Source organism: Hydrocoleum sp. CS-953 (genome assembly GCF_002260545.1).
GTDB lineage: Bacteria > Cyanobacteriota > Cyanobacteriia > Cyanobacteriales > Microcoleaceae > Trichodesmium.
In genome coordinates this window covers 1-5,668 of sequence record NZ_LGSU01000952.1, presented here as the reverse complement: position 1 = coordinate 5,668, position 5,668 = coordinate 1, and the positions used below count along the sequence as shown (strand labels likewise).

The 5,668-nt window shown below is 39.3% G+C and carries 1 protein-coding gene; it reads right to left on the bottom strand.

Annotation, left to right across the window (positions count from 1 at the left end; genetic code table 11):
- Positions 1 to 4,016: 4,016 nt before the first annotated feature.
- Positions 4,017 to 5,668, bottom strand: a 1,652-nt coding sequence (locus tag AFK68_RS38815; RefSeq protein WP_210407387.1) for a proprotein convertase P-domain-containing protein, incomplete at both ends; no start/stop codon positions are given.

Here is a 5,668-nt window from a genome sequence, read left to right as displayed (position 1 = left end):
CCTCCGGCTTGGTTGTTAATAGTCGCATCACCTTCAACCCCCTCAACAGTCTGATCCCCCGTTTCAATGTCCTCACTTGCATTCAAATCAATACGACCTGCTTCACCTGCAGTGGAACTAGATTCAATATCTGCTGTACGGATGGAACCATCATTAGCTTGGACTTGAATTTTACCTGCGGCTGTTTTACCAAGTGACCGCAAATTACCTGTAGCAACATTTCTGCCATTAACAACAATATTACCACTAGGACCTGCATCAGATTGGGTAGTGAGATTTGCAGTTTGAATCCGACTTTCACTACTGATACTAATGTTACCACTCTGTTGTTCTCCAAAGGAGGCAATATTGTTGATACTGACACTGCCACCAGAGTCTAGGTTAACTTCACCCCCAGTGCCATTGGTAGAATAAGTAGCAATATGATTAATATTGATATTACCTTCTGCTTGGGTTTGGATGGAAATATTTCCACCACTTTCATTGACTCCTGTAGAAAAGATAACGTCTGTATTAATATTTCCTTCGGTGCTAATAATGTTTACGTTACCACTACTATTGCCACCATAAGAACTAATTTCGTATGTAGTAATATCACCTTTAGCAGTAAGAGTAACATTGCCTCCAGTACCCTCTGGAGCATAAGCGTCAAGATTAGCTGCTGTTGTCTCAAATCTATTTGCCACCTCTTCTGAAGTAATATTTGCGTCATCTGCTAGCGGTTCAAAAATAGTTGCATAGCCCTTAGTTGTATCAATTGCACCATTATTAGATGTAATATTAATATTTCCCCCTTTACCCACATAAGAGTAGGAAGAAATATTTCCCGTATTAATATCCCCAGAAGCAGATATTTCCACATTACCAGCGTTACCATTATCAGCATAAGAGCCAATCTGTCCCTCGCTAGTGTCAATAGAACCATTATCGCTAGTAATAGTAATATTGCCAGCGTTACCCTCAACAAAACCATTATCGCTAGTAATAGTAATATTGCCAGCGTTACCCTCATCTAAACTGTTGTTGTATTCAGCCCCATAAGAATAAGAATATGAAAATGAAGATGAATATGAATATGAATCAATAGTTCCTGTTTTAATATCCCCAGAGACAGAAGATATCTCAACATCACCTGCACTACCATTAAAAGAATAAGAGCTAATCCAACCATCGGTTGTGTCAACAGAACCATTATCGCTCCTGATAGTAACATTACCACCTTGACCTTCAGAAGAGTATGAATCAATAGACCCGGTATTAATATCCCCAGAAGCAGTTATATTAACATTACCTGCCTTACCATTAGCAGAAGTACCAATCCAACCATTGGTAGTGTCAACAGAACCATTATCACTATTAATAGTAATATTACCACCATTACCATTACCTAATTCTATCTTAGGATTTTCATCATCAGTGGAGTTGTCGCTCTCATTTTCATCATTAGGTTTTCTCTCATCAGTGGAGTTGTCGCTCTCATTTTCACCTGTTTCACCATTCCCGTCGTCATTGTTTTGAAGATTCCCAGAGTATGTATTAATATTTCCAGTCTTGATATCCCCAGAGGCAGATATATTAACATTGCCTGCAGTACCATTACCAGAATAAGAACTGATGAAACTTCCAGTAGTATCAACAGAACCATTATTGCTTGTGATAGTAATGTTACCCCCATCACCATTTTCAGAGGATACAGAAATAGAGGAATAGGAATAGGAATAGGAATAAGAAGAGGAAGAGGCATCAAGAGACCCTGTTATGATATCGCCACTAATGCTAGAGATACTAATATTACCACCATTACCATTTTCAGAGGATGCCGAAATATTGGCTGTATTGATATCCCCAGAGGCAGATAATTCAACATTACCTGCACTCTTATTCTCAGAATAAGAATTAATAGCCCCCTCAGTAGTTTCAATAGAAGCATTCTCGCTCTTAATTGTAATATTGCCACCATTACCATTTTCAGAGTATGCGGAAATATTGGCTGTATTGATATCCCCAGAGGCAGATAATTCAACATTACCTGCACTGCCATTAATGGATGAAGAGTTGAGGTTAGTAACAGTTGTATCAATTCTACCTTCTGTACTCTTGAGGGTAATATTACCTGATTGCTCATTGGCTCCTGATCGCTCAATAGATGCAGTAAATAAGGATTCAGTAACAGTAATATCTCCTTTAGCTGTTACTTGTATATCACCGCCGTCTTGGGTAGAAATTCCGGTGATAACATTGCTGGCATTTCCGATATTGACTCCTTGGTTGGGTGAGTTGAAAAACACTCCTCCACTACCACTCCTTGCTGACAAATTTTCCAGACTAATATTGAGTGGTTCTGTCTCTGTACCGATACTACCCGTCTCTTTGGTTCGCAATGCAGCATTACCAGCAGTAATTAGAGAATTTTCTGAGCTGCGGAAAATGTTACCGCCGTTAGCATCTACTGTAATATTTCCTGTAGTTTGGAGGTTACTTAAGGTAATATCTCCTACTTCTACTTCTGCTAAGTTACCTATTGAAATCGAAATTTGTCCACTACCTGTATTGATAGTTGTGTCTGCTGCCATTGTTATATCTCCTGCTCCCTCACCCCGATATTGAATATCTGCTCCTTGGTCATTCGCACTCAGAACAATATCACCGTTGCTACTGGAGGTATCGATGTCAGCGTTAATATTGATATCGCGTCCAGCTCTTAATTNTTCTACTTCTGCTAAGTTACCTATTGAAATCGAAATTTGTCCACTACCTGTATTGATAGTTGTGTCTGCTGCCATTGTTATATCTCCTGCTCCCTCACCCCGATATTGAATATCTGCTCCTTGGTCATTCGCACTCAGAACAATATCACCGTTGCTACTGGAGGTATCGATGTCAGCGTTAATATTGATATCGCGTCCAGCTCTTAATTCTAGCTTGGAAATGTCCTCAGCATTAATAGATTCATTAATTGTAATATCGTTGTGTGCTTGCAAAGTTACTTCTCCACTTTTTTCATTAACTTTGTCCGCATCTGAAATAATATTAGCATTGGGGCGATCGCTAAATTCTTCACTTTCTCCCCCATCAGCAATAGTGATGTTTCGTGAACCACTGAATTCCCCCATGTCAATACTACCATTATTGGCCGTAATATTCAGGTTGCCGTTTGTGCCGTTTTCTGATGTGCGATTAAAGATAGCTAAACTGGCATTTACATCTGATAATTTGCTAGTTAAGCTGACGTTTCCTCCCTGAGTATTTCCGGTAGCAAGAACTTGACCTGCTAAAGTAATTAATCTTTCTGAAGTGATAGTAATATCTCCAGCAGTACCATTTTTTGAGGATGAGTTGATAATAGTCGGAATATTTCTTGATGTAAATGTATCACCGCTAATAATAGTAATATTTCCGTTATTGCTGGTAATATTAATATTTCCTCCATCTCCACTACTCTCACCAAATGATGAGGAGTTTAGACTTGCGGTCTGAATATTACCATCGGCAGTAATTTGAATATTTCCTCCATCTTGATTATATAAACTGGTACGGAGCGAACCCGCCAAGGTATTAATGCTGCCACGTTGACTATCAATGGTAATATTTTGACCAGATACAGATGCCGTTTTGATATTACCATCGGCAGTGATTTCAATATTTCCTCCTTCTTCATTGTCTGAACTAGCATTGAGGGAACTTGCTGAGGTATCAATGTTACCCCTACGACTTTCAATAGTAATATTTTGACCGGATACAGATGCAGTTTTGATATTACCATTAGCAGTAATTTCAATATTTCCTCCGTCTTCGTTAAATGAATTGGTATTGAGGGAACCCGCCGAGGTATCAATGCCACCAATTTGACTATCAATGGTAATATTTTGACCAGATACAGATGCCGTTTTGATATTACCATTAGCAGTAATTTCAATATTTCCTCCTTCTTCGTTAAATGAATTGGTGTTGAGGAAACCTGTTGAGGTATCAACGCTGCCACTTTGACTATCAATGGTAATATTTTGACCAGATANTTCTTCGTTAAATGAATTGGTGTTGAGGAAACCTGTTGAGGTATCAACGCTGCCACTTTGACTATCAATGGTAATATTTTGACCAGATACAGATGCCGTTTTGATATTACCATTAGCAGTAATTTGAATATTTCCTCCATCTTCGTTATATTTGGTATTGAGGGAACCCGCCGAGGTATCAACGACACCACTTTGACTATCAATGGTAATATTTTGACCGGATACAGATGCCGTCTGAATATTACCATTGGCAGAGATAGTAATATCTCCAGCATTTCCACTTGTCGTCTGAATATCACTCACAGCAGAGTTACTAATAGTAGCATCTTCAGTTGCCGTCTGAGTAATATCTCCAGCAGAGATACTAATATTAACATTTCCATCCGCAGTCTGAATATCACTCCCAGCAGAGATACTAATATTAACATTTCCACCCGCAGTCTGAGTAACATTTCCGACAGAGCTGTTTCCAGCAGCAATATTATCTCCATTATCCCCACCCGATGATGAAGAATTTACATTTCCAATGTTAATATTATCCCCAGCAGAGATAGTAATATCTCCCCCATCCCCATCAAAAGATGAAGTATCCAATGAAAATGTATCAATATTGCCAGATATAGAATTAAGGTTAACATTACCTCCATTTCCTTGAGATGAACTAGAATTAATCAACCCTGTAATAATATTTTTGTTAGCTTTCAGGTCAATTCTTCCCCCATCACCAGTTTCGCTAAAACTACGAATATTTCCTACCCTAATATTATCGTGAGTTGCTTCTAGGTTTATTGCTCCACCATTTCCACTTCCTCTTCCTCCAGCACTTTCAACCAGGGGACTACGCAGCAACAGTTGTGTACCTATGGCAGTTGTTCCCCAAACAGCATCATCACCAGCTTTGTATAACCTGCCACTATCTCCACCAGCCCTATCTTCTACCCTCAAAGTCCAAGTTCCATTAGGGTTTTCTCCATTAAATTCTGCTAAACTTTCTTGGGGACGATATGTACCATCAAACGGAGCATTGCCAGAGCTAATACTTGTAGAAGCATTATCATCCAATACAGTATCCTGAAAGTTATCATCCGAACCACCAACACCTGCAAAAAGTCTTATTTCCTTCCCTTCGGGTGATTCAAGATAAACTTCTAAGTCTCCATCGTAAGTATGTTCAGCAGAAAAGCGTACATCTAGATTTTCGATAGTTTCTAAGTCACCATCTACAGTAAAAGTAAATGTTGCAGTGCCTGCCGTACCTGATGCTGGTATTGCTCCACCCTCATCCACATCGATCGCCACCAACAACTCCGCACCAGAATAAATAGGCAACCAAGAAGTATCAATATTCCCCAAAACAATTTCGGCACCAGCAATAGTCAAATTCCGCCCATTAGTCTTAATAGTATCTGCTCCATTCTCAAAGGTATTCTGATCGCTCCCATCATCCGCCTCATTATCCAACATTTTCACAATACCAACTCCATCCCCATCAACATCTGCACGAAATTCTATCTCGCCACCCCCTGGTTGAAATTCCAGCACATCATCATCTATATCCTCAAAAGTAATATCATTTGTCGCCTCCAACTTAATATCCGCATCCCCAGAAGTCTCCTCAAATTCATCATTTATCCTAATATTAGTAGCAGACA